Source organism: Streptomyces apricus (assembly GCF_008369065.1).
Taxonomy (GTDB): domain Bacteria; phylum Actinomycetota; class Actinomycetes; order Streptomycetales; family Streptomycetaceae; genus Streptomyces; species Streptomyces apricus.
Genome location: NZ_VDFC01000042.1, coordinates 1 through 16,019 on the forward strand (window position 1 = coordinate 1; position 16,019 = coordinate 16,019).

At 73.3% G+C, this 16,019-nt stretch carries 11 protein-coding genes and 1 pseudogene; 3 read left to right on the forward strand and 9 right to left on the reverse strand.

Going from position 1 to position 16,019, the window contains the following annotated elements; translation table 11 throughout:
- Window positions 1-347 precede the first annotated feature (347 nt).
- Window positions 348-1,235: an alpha/beta fold hydrolase gene (locus FGF04_RS18050; RefSeq protein ID WP_149512366.1), complete on the forward strand. Its 888-nt coding sequence runs from the start codon at window positions 348-350 to the stop codon at window positions 1,233-1,235.
- Between the two features lie 109 nt (window positions 1,236-1,344).
- Here FGF04_RS18050 and FGF04_RS18055 read toward each other — a convergent pair whose 3' ends face one another.
- The gene (locus FGF04_RS18055; protein WP_149512367.1) at window positions 1,345-4,635 is read right to left on the reverse strand and encodes a GH92 family glycosyl hydrolase; all 3,291 of its coding nucleotides are present in this window, start codon (window positions 4,633-4,635) and stop codon (window positions 1,345-1,347) included.
- 972 nt (window positions 4,636-5,607) lie between these two features.
- On the opposite strand from FGF04_RS18055, the gene pgm reads away from it, so the two are divergent.
- The gene (pgm, locus tag FGF04_RS18060) at window positions 5,608-7,248 is read left to right on the forward strand and encodes a phosphoglucomutase (alpha-D-glucose-1,6-bisphosphate-dependent) (RefSeq protein WP_149512368.1); all 1,641 of its coding nucleotides are present in this window, start codon (window positions 5,608-5,610) and stop codon (window positions 7,246-7,248) included.
- A 396-nt stretch (window positions 7,249-7,644) separates the two neighbouring features.
- Here the strand turns inward: pgm and FGF04_RS18065 are convergent, their stop codons facing one another.
- Window positions 7,645-7,992, reverse strand: a complete 348-nt coding sequence (locus FGF04_RS18065; RefSeq protein WP_149512369.1) for an STAS domain-containing protein — start codon at window positions 7,990-7,992, stop codon at window positions 7,645-7,647.
- 66 nt (window positions 7,993-8,058) lie between these two features.
- Window positions 8,059-8,385 carry a hypothetical protein gene (locus FGF04_RS18070; RefSeq protein ID WP_149512370.1) on the reverse strand — a complete coding sequence of 109 codons (327 nt, stop codon included), beginning with the start codon at window positions 8,383-8,385 and terminating at the stop codon, window positions 8,059-8,061.
- A gap of 216 nt (window positions 8,386-8,601) precedes the next feature.
- Between FGF04_RS18070 and FGF04_RS18075 the strand changes: the two genes are divergently transcribed.
- On the forward strand, window positions 8,602-8,931 hold the full coding sequence (locus tag FGF04_RS18075; RefSeq protein ID WP_149512371.1) for a hypothetical protein: 330 nt from the start codon (window positions 8,602-8,604) through the stop codon (window positions 8,929-8,931).
- Window positions 8,932-8,942: 11 nt separating this feature from the next.
- On the opposite strand, the gene meaB is transcribed toward FGF04_RS18075, so the two are convergent.
- From meaB to FGF04_RS18105, 6 genes and pseudogenes are all read right to left on the reverse strand, one after another.
- Window positions 8,943-9,947 (reverse strand): methylmalonyl Co-A mutase-associated GTPase MeaB, encoded by a 1,005-nt coding sequence (meaB, locus tag FGF04_RS18080; protein ID WP_149512372.1) that lies wholly within the window; start codon window positions 9,945-9,947, stop codon window positions 8,943-8,945.
- Entirely contained in the window at window positions 9,944-12,118 is a 2,175-nt protein-coding gene (scpA, locus tag FGF04_RS18085) for a methylmalonyl-CoA mutase (RefSeq protein ID WP_149512373.1), read from the reverse strand. Before scpA ends, meaB begins: the two co-directional genes overlap by 4 nt.
- Window positions 12,118-13,949 (reverse strand): annotated as a pseudogene (locus FGF04_RS18090) (methylmalonyl-CoA mutase family protein). Before FGF04_RS18090 ends, scpA begins: the two are co-directional and overlap by 1 nt.
- Window positions 13,950-14,118: 169 nt before the next feature.
- The gene (locus FGF04_RS18095; RefSeq protein ID WP_149512374.1) at window positions 14,119-14,514 is read right to left on the reverse strand and encodes a ribonuclease domain-containing protein; all 396 of its coding nucleotides are present in this window, start codon (window positions 14,512-14,514) and stop codon (window positions 14,119-14,121) included.
- A gap of 192 nt (window positions 14,515-14,706) precedes the next feature.
- Window positions 14,707-15,126 (reverse strand): Hsp20/alpha crystallin family protein, encoded by a 420-nt coding sequence (locus FGF04_RS18100; RefSeq protein WP_149512375.1) that lies wholly within the window; start codon window positions 15,124-15,126, stop codon window positions 14,707-14,709.
- Between the two features lie 133 nt (window positions 15,127-15,259).
- On the reverse strand, window positions 15,260-16,019 hold a 760-nt coding region (locus FGF04_RS18105; protein ID WP_235882386.1), incomplete at its 5' end, for a GAF domain-containing protein.

The following is a 16,019-nucleotide window of genomic DNA, read 5'->3' on the forward strand; positions in this document are numbered from 1 at the left end:
GGCCACAGGTCGGCCACCAGCCGGTCCACCGGCACCACCCGGCCCCGGGCCACCAGCAGCCGCCCCAGCACCTCCCGGTGACGCGGCGCACCCAGCGCCAGCGCGGTGCCGTCCGCCGTGTGGGCGGTGACCGGCCCCAGCAGGGCGAACTCCACACCCACGGCATGTCCCCTTCGCGGGCGGCGCCGCCCGCGAGGGCGGCGCGTACTCACTCATCGATCACTGATCGGGGGCCTGCAGCCTGGACGCACGTCCCCGAAACCACTGGACCCGGACCACCGGACCCGAAACCACCGGACTGCCGGGGTCCGGGGACGTCCACTGTGCCACGAGCCCCAGGAGCCTTCGTGACCCCTCCGACGATCCCCGATTCCACTTCCACCGAGCACCGCGTACGGGTCGACGACGACGTCACCCTGAACGTCCGCGTCACCGGCACCGGCAGCCCCCTCATGCTGCTGCACGGTTTCCCCCAGACCCACCTCATGTGGCGCCACGTCGCCGCCGACCTCGCCGCCGACCACACCGTCATCTGTCCCGACCTGCGCGGGTACGGCGCCAGCGACAAGCCCGCCGAGAGCGGACCCGACGTCTACTCAAAGCGGACCATGGCCCGCGACGTCGTGCGGCTGGCCGCGGCCCTGGGCCACGACTCCTTCACCCTGGCCGGCCACGACCGCGGCGCCCTGGTGGCCTTCCGCGCCGCACTGGACCACCCCACGGCGGTACGCCGCGCCCTGTTCCTCGACGTCCTGCCCACCCTGGACATGTGGGAGGCCCTGCACGGCACCTCCGCCGCCCTCGCCTTCCACCTCTACCTGATGGCCCAGCCGCCGGGCCTGCCCGAACAGATGATCCAGGCGTGCGCCGACGCCTTCTTCGCCCACTTCCTCGACGCGTGGACCAACGACCCGGCCGCGATCCCCGCCGAGGTGCGCGCCCACTACCTCGCCGCCTGCGCAGCCGCGGTGCCCTCCATCGTCGCCGACTACCGCGCCTCCGCCGGCGTGGACGTGGACCACGACCGGGCCGACCGCCAGGCCGGGCGCCGGCTGGCCATGCCGGTCACCGTCCTGCAGCAGGACTGGGGCGCCGCCCTCGGCTACGACGCCCAGGGACTGTGGAGCGCCTGGGCCGGCGACCTGCGCCACCGCACCGTCTCCTGCGGCCACTTCATGGCCGAGGAGGACCCGCAGCTGATCACCGACGAGATCAGGGCCCTGACCGCCCGCTGAACCACCCCCACGCAAACCCGCACGCACAAAAAAGGGGGGCGGCGCGACCACCACGGTCGCACCGCCCCCAGGCCCGGGCGGTTCACACCGCCCCAGGTCCCGGCCGGTCCTAGCGCAGGGTGAGCGCGTAGAGCTGCACCCGGGAATCGTCCTGCAGCGCCACCGAGCGCACCGTCTTGGACGCGTCCAGGTCCGCGGTGGCGCCGAACAGACGTACCGGCGGCCCGTCCACGCCCTGTCCGCGCTTGATCCGGTGCGCCATCTCCAGCACCACGGAGCTGCCCTGCGGCGCCGATCCCGCCCAGTCGCCCACGGCGACGGGCACCTGCGCATCGGTCCCGTCGGTGTAGCGCACGGTGAGCATGGTCGTCACCGGGCCGTGGTGGGCCGCGGCGACCACCCGCAGCGACCGGTAGGACCCGGCCGGCAGCAGCAGGGACTGCCCGCGCGCCTCGACGAAGTTCGGGGCCGTGCCCGAGGCGTCGGGCGCCTGGTACGTCACGCCGTCCCAGACCACCGGACCGGCCTTGGGGAGCAGGCTGGCGTCGAAGCTCCAGCCCCCTCCGTCGAAGTCGCCCTCGTCGGAGGCGGTCACGCTCGCGGTCCCGTCGTGGTTGGCCTCCTTGGCCAGGTCCAGCGCGCACTGCCCGTCAATGTCGGCCGCGCAGCGGGCCGCCGCGCGCACCTCGATGCTCGCGACCCGCTGCACCGTCCCGGCCCCCTTGGCGCCGGCCGTGACCTGCACGGTGTACGAACCTGGCGCGGTGCCGGCCGGCACGCTCACGTCCACCGTCGCGGTGCGCTGCACCGGCAGGTGGCGGGAGGTCAGCGAGAAGGGCTGGGAGACCTTCGCGCTCCAGCCGGCGGGCGCCTTGGCGCCCACCGCCACCCGCAGCGTGCCGGGGGACTGGCCCAGCACGTCCAGCTGCAGCCGCACGCTCTGCGCGCGCTCGGCCGTCGGCACGACGTCGGAGGCGGCGCGCAGGGAGGCGTCGAGGTGGCGGCGCGCATCGGCCGGGGCGCGGTTGACCGACGGCGGCTCGGCGCCCTTGCCCGTGCCCCAGGCCGAGGGCCTGTCACCCATCTCGAAGGACAGGTCACCGCCCTTGGCGAGGGCCTTCCAGTCCAGCCAGGTGGCCCGCAGGTCCTTCCCGCCGAACCGGGCCCGCTGCACATAGCGTGCGGTGTCGCTGCTGCCCGGCGCCTGCACGCTCAGGGTGCCGCCCTGCTGCCTGCCGTAGGCGCCGATGCGGATGAGAGCGGAGGGGAACTGCGGGCTGGAGACGGCCAGGAAGTCGCCCCCGCTCGTCGTCGGGTACAGGCCCAGCGAGGAGAAGACGTACCAGGCCGACATGGTGCCCAGGTCGTCGTTGCCGGTCATGCCGTCGGGCCCGTCGGTGAAGAGCGTCATCGCCGCGCGCACCACGGTGGCGGTCTTGGCCGGCGCCCCCGCCCACAGGTACATGTACGGGGAGTGCAGGTCGGGCTCGTTGTTCGGGTTGTAGGTGGGCTTGCCGTAGTAGTCGTAGGGCGCCGAGATCCACTCGTTGCGGGCGGTCGCGGCCGGGTCCTTCAGCAGCTTGTCGTAGACGAAGAAGTCGTCCAGGCGCTTCTCGGTCCTGTCACGGCCGCCCATCAGGGACACGAGCCCGGCCGGATCCTGCGGCACCAGCCACTGGTACTGGTAGGCGCCGCCCTCGTGGAACTGGTGGCCCGCCTCGACCGGGTCGTACGGCGCCAGCCAGGTGCCCTCGGTCGTACGCGGCCGGAACTGCTGCAGGGAGGAGTCCCACAGGTTGCGGTACCACTGGCCGCGCGCGGCGAACGTACGGGCGTCCGCGGCGTGCCCCAGCCCCTTGGCCATCAGCGCCAGCGACGCGTCGGCCGCCGCGTACTCCAAGGTCGCCGAGGCCGGATGACGGCAGTCGTTGTCCCCGCCCTTGTCCGGGCAGTCCTCGCCCACCTCCAGCCCGCTGGGCACATACCCGCGCTTCTGGTAGGCGTCGATGCCCGCACGGCCGTTGTAGGGGGAGTCCTCCGGCGGCGTGCTCAGGGCGTTCTTGCGCAGCAGCGCGTACGCCTCCTTCTCGTGCCCCGCCAGCAGCCCCTTGGACCACGCCTCGACCAGGAAGGGCGTCACCGGGTCACCGGTCATGATGTTGGTCTCGCTGTTGGCCAGCGACCAGCGCGGCAGCCAGCCCCCGTCACGCCCGATCGCCACCACCGACAGCGCCACGTCCCGCGCGACCTCGGGCTGCAGCATCTGCAGCAGCTGGTTCTGCGGCCGGTGGGTGTCCCACAGCGACAGGTTCTGGTACGGCGTGAACCCCGAGGCGAGATGGACCTTCCCGTCGAAGCCCGCGTAGCGCCCGTCCACGTCCCCGGCCAGGTTCGGATGCAACTGCGCGTGGTAGAGCGCCGAGTAGAACGCCCGCCGCCGCTCGGCCGACCCGCCGCCGATCTTCACCGCCTCCAGCTGCCGCTCCCACGTGGCGTGCAGCGCGGCGCGCGTGGCGTCGAAGTCGTAGGAGTCCTTCGTCTCCGCCGCCAGGTTCGCCCGGGCGCCCTCGACGCCCGTGTAGGACAGCCCCACCTTGACGACGACGTCCCGGTCCGAGGAGGCGTCGAAGCTCACCCAGCCGCCGTTGCCGCCCTCACCGGAGGCCTCCCGCCCGCCGGGGGAGGGGGTGTTCCCGCGCCAGGTGCCGTGCGCGGTGAAGGGCCGGTCGAAGGTCGCGGTGAAGTAGACGGTGTGCTTGTCCTTGCCCGCGCAGAAGTTGCCCGCCTCCACCCGGCCCTCGACGGTGCGGTCACCGACCACCCGCAGCTGCGAGCTGTACACCTTCTGGTTGGCCTTGCCCGTGTTGAACAGGACGTTGGCCTGCTCGGTGGAGGGGAAGGTGTAGCGCTGCCAGCCCGTGCGGGCGGTGGCGGTCAGCTCGGCGTCGATGCCGTACGTCTTCAACCCGACGCGGTAGTAGCCCGGTTCGGCGTCCTCGTCGTCGTGCGAGAAGGAGGAGCGGTAGACGTCCGGATCGACGCTGTCCACCGCCCCGGTCGTCGGCATGACGGGCAGCTCACCCATGACGGAGCAGCCCACGCCCGACAGGTGGGTCTGGCTGAACCCGTGGATCTTGTCCTGCTGGTAGTCGTAGCCGCCCTGCCCGCCGGTGTCCGGACTGACCTGGACCATGCCGAAGGGCGCGCTGGCACCGGGGAAGGTGTTGCCGAAGTTCTGGGTGCCGATGAACGGGTTGACCAGGGAGGTGAGTTGACCGGAGGCCGCGGGGGCCCCGGCGGCGGCCGCCGCCGGCTCCAGCGCGCCGCCGGCCACCACCAGCGCCAGCGAGGCCAGGACGGTCGAGGCGCGCTCGCGCCATCGGTGCAGAGGTCTGTGCATGAACAACGCTCTCCTGTTCCTCACCCGCCGTGCGCGGCACGGCACGACGGGCAGCTCTCCACGTGACGGGCGGATCCCCACGGGACGGGCCCGGCGGCCCCCCTCGGGCACTCGGGTACGGGGCGGCCGGCGCTCGTGCACCCACGGGCCCCGGCATGCGCGGGAGGCGGTGTGCAGGTCATCGCGGTGAGCCCCCCTTCCCAGCACGACCGGCGGCACCTGGCTGGACGGAAGCGGACTAGATCACGCATTTGACATCGTTGTCAAGGTTTCTGGCAGGGACCGTCACAGGCACCTCGTCCCGGCCGCGACGCGCGCACGCGACGGCGCCCGCACGCGGGGGACCGCCGCGCTGGCGGGGGCGCCGCGCGGGGCGCCCGGAACGGCCGCGCGCCGGGTCCGTCACCCGTTCCGCCCTGCCGCCGCCCMCCGGCATGCGCCGGCGTCCGCCGTCCMCCGCCCGCCGGCATCCGTCGGCGTTCGACGGCATCGACCGCCGTGCACCGCTTGTACGCCGCTGCCCTCCTCGCGGCCCGCGAGGGGAGGGGTGCCGCGGATCCGGGCCGCCCGGAAGCCTGCACCCCGTCCCCGGAGCGCCGCACGGGACGCCTCCGGGACCGCGGCCGCTACTGCGTTCGGCCCTGTGGCCGGCACTGCGCTCGGCCCTGCGGCTGCCATCGGGCTCGGCCTGGTGCCGACCCTGCGTCGGCCCTGTGCTCAACGCCGCGACCGTCGTCGCCATCATCGGGGCCGCCACCGCTTCCGGTGCCGCGGCTGTCACCGCGGCTGCCCTAGCCACCGGGGCCGCCGCAGCCCCCGGGCCGCAGCGGCTCCCGAACCGCCGCGGCCGTCGGGGCCGGCCAGCGCCCGATGGACGGACGTCGCCGGCCGGCAGCGAGTGTGCGCCCCGCCGTCCCGGGCAGGGAAGAATGAGCCGGTATCCAACGGCCGACCTTGATGGAGGAACGGGACATGCAGGACGCGCGAGCGGGACAGGTCGCCGCACCCGGAGACCTCGTCGATGTGGCCCGCCTGGTCACGGCGTACTACGCGCTGCACCCCGACCCGGCCGAGCCCGGGCAGCGGGTGGCGTTCGGTACCTCGGGACACCGCGGTTCCTCCCTCGCCACGGCGTTCAACGAGGACCACATCGCCGCCACCAGCCAGGCCATCTGCGAGTACCGCACCGCCCAGGGCACCGACGGCCCGCTCTTCCTGGGCGCCGACACCCACGCCCTGTCCGAGCCGGCCCGCATCACGGCCCTGGAGGTGTTCGCCGCCAACGACGTGAGCGTCCTGATCGACCAGGGTGACGGCTACACGCCCACCCCGGCCGTCTCGCACGCCATCCTCACCCACAACCGCGCCCGCACCACCGGCCTGGCCGACGGCGTGGTCGTCACCCCCTCGCACAACCCGCCCGCCGACGGCGGCTTCAAGTACAACCCGCCCAACGGCGGCCCTGCCGGCTCCGAGGCGACCTCCTGGATCCAGGACCGCGCCAACGACATCATCGCCGGCGGCCTCAAGGACGTGCGCCGCATTCCCTACGCCCGCGCCCTGGCCGCCCCCGGCACCGACCGCCACGACTTCCTGGGCGCCTACGTCGCCGACCTGCCGAGCGTGCTGGACCTGGACGCGATCCGGGCGGCCGGCGTGCGCATCGGCGCCGACCCGCTGGGCGGCGCCTCGGTCGCCTACTGGGGCCGCATCGCCGAACAGCACCGCCTGGACCTCACGGTGGTCAACCCGATCACCGACCCCACCTGGCGCTTCATGACGCTGGACTGGGACGGCAAGATCCGCATGGACTGCTCCTCGCCGTACGCCATGGCCTCGCTCATCGAGCAGCGCGACCGCTTCGACATCGCCACCGGCAACGACGCCGACGCCGACCGGCACGGCATCGTCACCCCCGACGGCGGCCTGATGAACCCCAACCACTACCTGGCCGTGGCGATCTCCTACCTGTTCTCCCACCGCCAGCAGTGGCCCGCGGGCGCGGGCATCGGCAAGACCCTGGTGTCGTCGGGCATGATCGACCGGGTCGCGGCCGACGTCGGCCGGCCCCTGGTCGAGGTCCCGGTCGGCTTCAAGTGGTTCGTGGACGGCCTGTCCGACGCCACGCTCGGCTTCGGCGGCGAGGAGTCGGCCGGCGCCTCCTTCCTGCGCCGCGACGGCTCGGTGTGGACCACCGACAAGGACGGCATCATCCTGGCCCTGCTCGCCTCCGAGATCACCGCCGTCACCGGCAGCACGCCCTCGCAGCACTACGCGCAGCTCACCGACCGCTTCGGCGCCCCCGCCTACGCCCGCATCGACGCCCCCGCCTCCCGCGAGGAGAAGGCGCTGCTGGCGAAGCTGTCCCCGCGCCAGGTCACCGCCGACACCCTGGCGGGCGAGCCGGTCACCTCGGTCCTCACCGAGGCCCCCGGCAACGGCGCCGCCCTCGGCGGGGTCAAGGTCTCCACCGACAACGCCTGGTTCGCCGCCCGCCCCTCGGGCACCGAGGACGTCTACAAGATCTACGCGGAGTCCTTCCTGGGCACCGACCACCTCCAGCGCATCCAGGAGGAGGCCCGGTCCATGGTGCTGGCAGCCCTCAAGGCCTGAGCCCCCACGAGCCGCGCACAGCCGACGGGGGAGGGGAGAGGGAGGGGCGCCGCTCCGGTCCCCCTCCCGCCGGCACCCCTCGCCGACTGGCCCCTCCGCCGCCTTCCGGGAGCGTCACGGCCACCTGCACGACGGGGTCGCTGCGGTCGCGCCCGGCGGCGCTGCCCGGAATGACGAGGTTCCTGTTCGGGCTCCCTTTGCAGGGCGGCCGTCCGTCTTGCGAGGGACCCGTATCCCGCCTGAGCCCAGCGCCGCACCGGTCCAGCTCCCGGACCCGGACCGGCTCGGCCCCAGCACGACAGAACCGCGCGCCGCATGCGACGCCCGCCGTCTGCCGTGCGCCGCGCACGCCGCGACGGCAGCCGGCCCGCGTGCCCCCGGCCCCGCCCCGTGCGCTCAGTCCAGCGCGCTGTCCAGGGACTGCGCGAAGGTGAAGTGCTCGTACACGCCGGTGACGGAGAACAGCCGTTCCACGGGCGGTGACAGCGGTCCCGCCACGACGAAGGAGCGCCCCGCGAGCAGGTGACGCGAGCGTCCGCGCAGCAGCTCGTTCAGCAGTCCGCTGTTGCCGAAGCGCACCTGGGACAGGTCCACCACGGTGACGGCCAGCCCTTGGGCGTCGGCCTCGTCCCACGCCTCCTCGAACGCCTCGTCGTCGTCGCTCTCCACCTCACCCGCGACCCGGATCACGAACGCGTCGCGCTCCACGTGGCCGGTGATGCGGCTCTGTGTGTACCTCGCCATGCCGGGATCCTCTCACCGCGCGCCCCCGCACGGGCGCAGGGGGCCGATCTTCGGGCGGGCCGCGGTTCAGCCCAGGACCGCCAGCGCCAGGGCGGCCAGCACGGTGAGCGCGGCCAGCGGGAGTATCACCGGCCGCACCCGCTCCAGCCACGTGCGCGTGCTGTCGGTGCGCCACCCGACGCTCCCCCCGGCGCGCCGCTCGGAACGCCGCTCGGAACGCCACCTGCGGACGCCCTGCGCCGTCGAGGACCCCACGGCGGAGACGGGGCCGAGGAGGATGCGGCACCAGCGGCAGTCGCTCCCGTCGTCCGGCCAGGACGCGTCCGGTGGCCAGGACGCGTCCGGTGCTCGTGCGAAGACCGCCGGGGACCCGCCCTCGTCTCGCTTCGTCATGGCACGTCCAACGAAGGGCCGGGTGACCGGCTACGCCCGGGCCGGCCATCGTGATCCGGTCGTCACCGCACCGTGGCCGGGCCGAGTGCGGGCACGTAGCACCGGCAAACGGTCCTGGCATACCCCGCCCGGCCGGACGGCGGGAGACCGGTCCTGCTTGCACGCGGGCCTTCTCCACCGCGTACCGTGGGGGCATCACCACCGGAGGTCACCCACATGTCCGCGCCACCGCCCGAGCCGAGCTCAGAGACACTGTCGGACCCGTACGCGTTCGAGTTCGCCGACGGTCCGCAGACGCTCGCCGAGCTGCGCACCGCCCTCTCGGCGATCGGTCCCGAGATGCTGGCCGCCTTCGACGCCCGGCTCGACGCCGCGACGTTCGGCTGGGACCACGACGAGGTGATCGCCAAGGCCCGCCGGGCCGTGGCGTTCAAGAAGCGGGCCAGGGAGGCGGCCGCCGAGGCCGCCGCCCAGGAGGAGGCGGCCGGGGCCCAGCAGGTCGACGACCCGTGGGCCCACCTCGACGTGCGGGACAGCACGCAGTGACCCGCTGACCGTCACTCCGCGCCGCCGCCCGTGGCCCCGCCCCGGTCGCCGAACGCCCGCAGGATCTGCTCGGCGGCCAGCGTGGCCGTCAACGCGCCGTCGCGCACCCGCTGTTCGAGTTCGGGTGCGAGGGCGCGTACGGCGGGGTCCGCGTGCAGACGGCCCAGCAGCTCCTCGCGGACCATCGCCCACGTCCAGCCGACCTGCTGGTCACGGCGCTTGGCGGCGAGCCGGCCGCCGGCTTCGAGGAGCGTGCGGTGCTGTTCGAGGCGGTCCCACACCGTGTCGAGTCCGGCCGATTCGCGGGCGCTGCAGCTCAGCACGGGCGGCGTCCACGCCGCGTCCTTGCCGTGCATCAGCCGCAGGGCGCCCGCCAGTTCCCGTGCGGCGGCCTTCGCGTCGCGCTCGTGCGGCCCGTCCGCCTTGTTGACGGCGATCACGTCCGCCAGTTCCAGGACGCCCTTCTTGATGCCCTGGAGCTGGTCGCCGGTGCGGGCCAGCGTCAGCAGCAGGAAGGAGTCGACCATGTCGGCGACCGCCGTCTCCGACTGGCCGACGCCGACCGTCTCCACCAGCACCACGTCGTAGCCCGCGGCCTCCATGACGACGATCGACTCGCGGGTCGCCTTCGCCACCCCGCCGAGCGTGCCGGCGGTGGGGGAGGGGCGGATGAAGGCCGCCGGGTCCACGGCCAGGCGCTCCATCCGCGTCTTGTCGCCCAGGATCGAGCCGCCCGTCCGGCTGGAGGACGGGTCGACGGCCAGCACCGCCACCCGGTGCCCCAGCCCGGTGAGCATCGTGCCGAACGCGTCGATGAACGTCGACTTGCCGACCCCCGGCACCCCGCTGACGCCGATGCGCCGCGCCCGCCCGCTGTGCGGGAGCAGCTCGGTCAGCAACTCCTGCGCCAGCGCGCGGTGCTGCGGACGGGTGGACTCGACGAGGGTGATGGCGCGCGCGACCAGCGCCCGCTTCCCGTCGAGCACACCCTTCACATAGGTGTCGAGTTCGATCACAGGTCGTGCCCGAGGCCGGTCGAGAGCCGCTGCACGAGGTCGTACGCCGCGTCCGGGATCACCGTCCCGGGCGGGAACACGGCCGCCGCGCCCATCTCCAGCAGGGTCGGCACGTCCTGCGGCGGGATCACCCCGCCGACGACCACCATGATGTCCTCCCGGCCCTCCGCCGCCAGCTCCTCCCGCAGCGCGGGGACGAGCGTGAGGTGCCCGGCGGCCAGCGACGAGACGCCCACGATGTGCACGTCCGCCTCCACCGCCTGGCGCGCCACCTCGGCCGGGGTCTGGAACAGCGGGCCGACGTCGACGTCGAAGCCGAGGTCGGCGAAGGCGGTGGCGATCACCTTCTGGCCGCGGTCGTGGCCGTCCTGGCCCATCTTGGCGACCAGGATGCGCGGCCGGCGGCCCTCGGCCTCCTCGAAGGAGTCCACGAGCGTACGGGTGCGGTCCACGGACGGGGACTCGCCTGCTTCGTTGCGGTACACACCGGCGATCGTACGGATCTGCCCCGCGTGCCGCCCGTACACCTTCTCCAGCGCGTCCGAGATCTCCCCGACGGTGGCCTGGGCGCGTGCCGCGTGCACCGCCAGCTCCAGCAGGTTGCCCTCGCCGCCGGCCGCCCGGGTCAGGGCGTCGAGGGCGTCCTGGCACGCGCCCTCGTCGCGCTCCGCCCGCAGCCGCCGCAGCTTCTCGATCTGCCGGGCGCGCACGGAGGAGTTGTCGACGGTGAGGACGTCGATCTCCTCGTCCGTCCCGACGCGGTACTTGTTGACGCCGATCACCGGCTGGCGGCCGGAGTCGATCCGCGCCTGCGTACGGGCCGCGGCCTCCTCGATGCGCAGCTTGGGGATGCCCGCGTCGATGGCCTTCGCCATGCCGCCCGCCGCCTCGACCTCCTCGATGTGCTGCCAGGCCCGCCGGGCCAGGTCGTACGTCAGCTTCTCGACGTACGCGCTGCCGCCCCACGGGTCGATGACCCGTGTCGTGCCCGACTCCTGCTGGAGCAGCAGCTGCGTGTTGCGGGCGATGCGCGCGGAGAAGTCGGTGGGCAGGGCGAGCGCCTCGTCGAGTGCGTTGGTGTGCAGCGACTGGGTGTGGCCCTGGGTCGCGGCCATCGCCTCCACACAGGTGCGCGTCACGTTGTTGAAGACGTCCTGCGCGGTCAGCGACCAGCCCGAGGTCTGCGAATGCGTGCGCAGGGAGAGGGACTTGGCGTTCTGCGGGTCGAACTGCCGCACCAGCCTCGCCCACAGCAGGCGCGCCGCCCGCAGCTTGGCGACCTCCATGAAGAAGTTCATGCCGATCGCCCAGAAGAAGGACAGCCGCGGGGCGAACGCGTCGACGTCCAGGCCGGCTTCGCGCCCCGCGCGGATGTACTCGACGCCGTCCGCGAGGGTGTACGCCAGCTCCAGGTCGGCCGTCGCGCCGGCCTCCTGGATGTGGTAGCCCGAGATGGAGATGGAGTTGTAGCGCGGCATCCGCTGCGAGGTGTACGCGAAGATGTCGGAGATGATCCGCATCGACGGCTTCGGCGGATAGATGTAGGTGTTGCGGACCATGAACTCCTTGAGGATGTCGTTCTGGATGGTCCCGGCCAGCTTCTCCGGCGGCACGCCCTGCTCCTCCGCCGCCACGATGTACAGCGCGAGGACCGGCAGCACCGCGCCGTTCATCGTCATCGACACCGTCATCCGGTCCAGTGGGATGCCGTCGAAGAGCTGCCGCATGTCGAGGATGGAGTCGATGGCCACGCCCGCCATGCCGACGTCGCCCGTCACGCGCGGGTGGTCGCTGTCGTAGCCGCGGTGGGTGGGCAGGTCGAAGGCGACCGACAGGCCCTTCTGGCCGGCGGCGAGGTTGCGCCGGTAGAAGGCGTTGGACTCCTCGGCCGTCGAGAAGCCCGCGTACTGGCGGATCGTCCAGGGCTGGTTGACGTACATCGTGGGGTACGGGCCGCGCAGGTACGGCGCGATGCCCGGGTAGGTCTCCAGGAAGTCGAGGCCCTCCAGGTCACGGCCGGTGTAGAGCGGCTTGACCGCGATGCCCTCCGGGGTCTCCCAGAAGGACACGTCGCCGCCGGTCGCGCTCTTCACGGCGCGGCGCCAGTCGTCGGCGCCGCCCGTGGCGGCCGGGGTCCCCAGCGGGACCCCGGAAAAGTCGGGGATTCCCATCAGGACACTCCCATGCGGTCGAGGGCGGAGCGGAGCACGGCGACGGCGTCGCAGCCCGCGAAGACGTACGCGTCGGCGTCCGGGTACGCCGTGGGGCGGCCGGCCAGGGACACGTGCCGGGCGCCCGCGGCGCGGAGGGCCTGCGCCGTGTCCGCGGCCTGCTCCTCGTACAGCGCGTCGCTGGAGCACAGGCAGGCCTCGGTGGCGCCGCTGTCCTCGAAGGAGCCCTCGGTGACGGGCTCGATGCCGCCCGCCTGGAAGAGGTTGGCGGCGAAGGAGGTCCGGGCCGTGTGGGCGGCGGCGGGGCCGATGGTGGCCAGGTAGACGCGCGGGCGGCATCGAGCCCGTCACCGAGGGCGCTCCCGGTGGCGGCGAGGTGCGCGTCGGAGCGGGCCCGCAGCTCCTCGTACGCCTCGTCGCGGCGCACCCTGGGCAGCCCGCCGGACGGCGGTTCGGGAGCGGGTTCGCGCACCACGGCCCGCTCGGCGAGGTTCGGGAACTCGCTGACCCCGGTGATCGGTTCGCGCCGCTGCGCGAGCTTCGCGCTGCGCGCCGCCCAGGTCTCGGCCAGGTCCCGGCCGAGCCGGCCCGAGCGCAGGGCGGCGGCCTGGCCGCCCAGGCCCTCGATGTGCCGGAAGAACTCCCAGCCCGCGTGGGCGAGTTCGTCGGTGAGCCGCTCCACGTACCAGGAGCCGCCCGCCGGATCGATCACCCGCGCCAGGTGCGACTCCTCGACCAGGATCGTCGAGGTGTTGCGGGCGATGCGCCGGGCGAAGGCGTCCGGCAGGCCGAGGGCGTGGTCGAAGGGGAGCACGGTCACCGCGTCCGCGCCGCCCACTCCGGCGGCGAGCGTGGCGACGGTCGTGCGCAGCATGTTCACGTACGGATCGCGGCGGGACATCATCACCGGCGAGGTCACGGCGTGCTGCGGCGGCGCCCCCGCGCCGGGTGCCCCGCACACCTCGGCGACCCGCGCCCAGAGCCGGCGGGCGGCGCGCAGCTTGGCGATGGTCAGGAACTGGTCGGCGGTGGCCGCGTACCGGAACTCCAGCTGGGCGCAGGCCTGCTCGACGGAGAGCCCGGCGCCGGTCAGTTCCCGCAGGTAGGCGACGCCCGTCGCCAGTGAGGCGCCCAGTTCCTGGGCGGCCGAGCCGCCCGCCTCGTGGTACGGCAGCGCGTCCACGGTCAGGGCGCGCAGTCCCGGGTACTCCTCGGCGCACCGCTTGGCGAGTCCGGCGGCCGTCGCGGGGTCCGTCGCCTCACCCGTACGCGCCTCGTGGCCCAGCGGGTCCGCGCCGAGGTTGCCGCGCACCGCGTCCGCGGCGACGCCCCGCGCCTCGTACAGCCGCAGCAGCTCGGCCGCGGCGGGCCCCGTGTCGCGGCCCGCGTCGAGGACGACAGAGGCCAGGTCGAGGTAGACGCCGTCGAGGGCCCGGTCGAGCGCGGGGACGGGGAAGCCGCCCTCGCCGACGACCAGCCAGAGCGAGGTGACGCCGTTCTCCAGGTCCGCCAGCACCGCGGGGCCGTCGGCCGTCGTGTGCCGCTGGCGCACGCCCCAGCCGCCGGCCGTGTTCCCCTCGGGCCGGCCGCCGCGGACGAAGGGGGCGGAGCCGGGGAAACCGGGATCGGGTGCGTCGTCGTGGGCCGTGTAGAGCGGACGGGTGGTGAGCCCGTCCTCCAGCGCGGTGGACAGGGCTGCCTCCGCCGTCTCCTCCGAGACCTCCTTGCCCGACCTGCTCAGCACGCCCGCCACCAGGCGGCGCCACTGATCATGAGTCGCGGCAGGGAACTCGGCGGCCGGCGAGAGCCCGTCGTTGGGCAGGACCGTCATGCTCGGATGCTAGGGCAGATCGCTTGAGTCGCAGCAGAGGCAGGGGCTGTGACCTTGCCCTCTTGCACAGAGTGACCTCCGACTCACCGGACCCGGCCGGGCCGGCAGCAGGACGCGCTCCGCCCCGCGGCCGGTGACGTGGGGGACCGTGGGGCGGAGTACGAGCTGCTCAGCAGCTGTAGTTGACGAGCCTGAACGAGACGTAGTGGTCGGACGTGTAGTAGTCCTCCCGGGTCTGCGCGCCGGTGACGATGCGGCGGGCGCCGCGTGTCGAGGAGCCCGGCGTGATCACCGTGTACTCGTGGTAGTAGCCGCTGGTGCGACTGGGCAGCACACCTTCCCGGTTCTGGAAGACGCTGCCGTCCTGCGTGTAGGGATAGGGGCCGCCCTGCTCGATGAGGTCCAGCGTGTCGTGCGCCTGGGACGGCAGAGCGCCGTAGCAGACGCTGCCGACGGCCGCGGCGGAGGCGCCCGAGGCCCCGGCGGTGACGGTGCCACCGACGAGGAGACCGGACAGGAGGGCGGCCGCGGTGCCGATGCGGGTGATCCGTGGGGGGAATCTCATGGGCACCATGATGACGCGCGTAGAAGCTGACATGTCAATGACAACCACAAGATTTTCACCGCCCACCGCCCACCGCCCGGCCGCCGGTCGCTTCCCGCCACGGCGGCCCGCGCGGTTCGGTGCTCCCGTCGCGGCGACCGGACGGAGCGCGAACGGCCCCGCGGGTGGTAATGCCCGCGGGGCCAGGGGGCTTTAGGTGTGGAGCTGCTTGTGGTCGTTGTCGCCGGTGATGTGGATGCGGCGCGGCTTGGCCTGTTCGGCCACGGGGATGCGCAGGGTCAGGACGCCGGCGGCGTACGAGGCGTCGATGCGCTCCGTGTCGAGGGTCTCGCCCAGGAAGAGCTGCCGGGTGAAGGGGCCGGTCGGCCGCTCGGCGGCGATGACCTCGGCGCCCTCGGGGGCGGGGGAGCGGCGCTCGGCTCGTACGGTGAGCACGTTGCGCTCGATGTCCAGGTCGATGGTCTCCGGGTCGATGCCGGGAAGGTCGAAGTGGACGATGAAGTCGTCACCGGAACGGTAGGCGTCCATCTGCATCGCCGCGGGGCGGGCGGTGCTGAAGACCTGCTGGGTGAGACGGTCGAGCTCACGGAACGGGTCGGTGCGCATGAGCATCACGGGTCACTCCTCTCCGTTGTCACTGGGTGCGATGCCCTACGCCTTTTTATATACCTCGCAGGCTGGAAAGTTGACAAGCATCCGCTCAAGATTGCTGCCTCTGGTGGGTCTGGCCAGGTCCTGAGGGTGGTCAGCGTGCGGTGGGGGCGCTTGTATGGAGGTGTTCCAGGGCGTCCAGGACCAAGGTGTACCGGTGCCAGAGCAGCCAGCGGCCCGCCTGCGCGCCGACGGCCTCCAGGGCGGCGAGCCGCGTCCGGCTGAAGTCGGTCAGCGGCCGGTCGTGGTGCGTCGAGATCACGCCCACGGCCTGTCCGCGCGGGCCGGTCAGGGGCATGCTGTGGGACGCCCGGCTGCCCGTCTGCAGGATCGTGCGGCGGGACTCCTCGTCGAAGGCGTCGGCGACGGCCACGTCCTTCACCGTGATCTGCTGCCGCCGTCCGGCCGCCTGCGCGCAGGGCGTCGTCGGATTGCGCACGAAGGCGAAGAACTCGGTGAACTCGCGGTTCAGCCCGGCGTGCCGCTCCATGCGGAGCATGCCCTGTTCGGCCAGCTGCACATTGCCCATGGTGGTCTCGGCGACCTGCAGCACCCGCCGCAGCGCGCCCTTCAGCACCGCCCCGTGGCTCGTGCGGCCCGCTCCGGCCATCGCCAGGTGCGACAGCGGCGGCGGGTCGTGACGGGTGCGCCGCGGGAACCACAGCGAGGCGCCCGCGTCGGGGGCGGGGGTGCGCAGCACGACGTCGGCCAGCGTGTGCAGCTTGATGTTGAACCGCTGCGACGTCTCCCGCAGCAGTTCGAAGGCCGCCCGCTCCGAGGGGAGCCGGTAACGGGCCGTCAGGACCTGCTGGGCACGGGCGACCCCGATGTGCGCGAGACGACCGGGGAACGCA